This window comes from Shewanella sp. CAL98-MNA-CIBAN-0140, assembly GCF_040309905.1.
GTDB classification, from domain to species: Bacteria; Pseudomonadota; Gammaproteobacteria; order Enterobacterales; family Shewanellaceae; genus Shewanella; species Shewanella psychromarinicola.
On sequence record NZ_JBEOPI010000087.1, the window covers coordinates 1 to 1,212 of the forward strand.

General features: G+C 41.1%; 1 protein-coding gene. It reads left to right on the top strand.

Features of this window, described 5'->3' with window-relative positions:
* Positions 1-230 precede the first annotated feature (230 nt).
* Positions 231-1,181: an IS110 family RNA-guided transposase gene (locus AAEY93_RS20245; RefSeq protein ID WP_124012293.1), complete on the top strand. Its 951-nt coding sequence runs from the start codon at positions 231-233 to the stop codon at positions 1,179-1,181.
* Positions 1,182-1,212: the final 31 nt, after the last annotated feature.

Genomic DNA, 1,212 nt, shown 5'->3' on the forward strand with positions numbered 1-1,212 from the left:
CTTGTATGGATAATAAACCCACCTAATTACACATAATTCCCAGTTTCGGGTAATGTGAGACCCAGGCTTTAGCTGCAACTAAAGCTTTCATTTGTCGTAGTTCGATTGAATGACGGATCCTCTATTGAGAGACCGATAACAAGAAAGAACGCGACAAACGACTCCAAGCAAAATACTCGAATAGTCTACTGGGTCTCGAACCCGCATTTGCAAGCAAGAGTTAGCTTATTATGAAAACAAAAACTAATCAAAACATTAACGTCGGTGTCGATACTGGCAAGTACCAACTCGACATTTATATTCGACCACTCGATATCTATTTTACCGTGTCTAACGATGATAAAGGCATCAAAGAAGCCGTGAGACTCATAAAAAAACACAACCCTGAACGTATTGTTATAGAAGCGACTGGGAGGCTTGAAATGCCCTTTATCATCGCTTGTGCTAATGCCAATTTACCCTTCGTTATCGCTAATCCTGTACACATAAAACGCTTTGCTGGTGCAATTGGCCAACGAGCTAAAACCGATAAGCTAGATGCACAACTTATCGCTCATTACAGTGAGGCCATCAAACCTCGTCTATCAACGCTAAAACCCGATATCATGCAGGCTATGAGCGATTTGGTCGGAAGACGAAATCAACTACTGGTCATGCAAACTATGGAGAAGAATAGACTTCAAATTCTTCCGAAAGAACTTGCGATGACCATCAAACCTATCCTGACGGTGTTTAAAAATCAGATTGCAAAAATTGAAACTAAAATCGTCAATCTCATCGAGTCAAACCCTGACTATCAAGCTAAAAACCTCATCCTGCAAAGCATGAAAGGGATAGGTAAAATTGCCGCAGCGTCAATCATCAGCAATCTACCGGAATTAGGCTATATCAATAACAAAGAAGCCAGTTCGTTAGTCGGTGTAGCACCAATGAATAAAGAAAGTGGACGCTTCAAAGGCCACCGAAAAATCCAAGGAGGACGACATCAAGTTAGAACCGTTTTATACATGGCCATGATGTCAGCGATACAGTCTAACCCCGTTTTTAAAGGGACTTATCAGCGATTAGTGGCTGCAGGAAAACCAAAGAAAGTGGCTATTATTGCCTGCATCAGGAAGATGGTTGTGATCTTAAATTCGATGCTAAGAGATGGTGTTTTATGGGAAGCGCCAAAAGCATAAAATTAACTATTGACGCCATAGTCTCTTGTTA

What these genes read in the sequence shown, in the direction of transcription:
- AAEY93_RS20245 (WP_124012293.1), top strand. Translation starts at nt 231, where the DNA reads ATGAAAACAAAAACTAATCAAAACATTAACGTCGGTGTCGATACTGGC.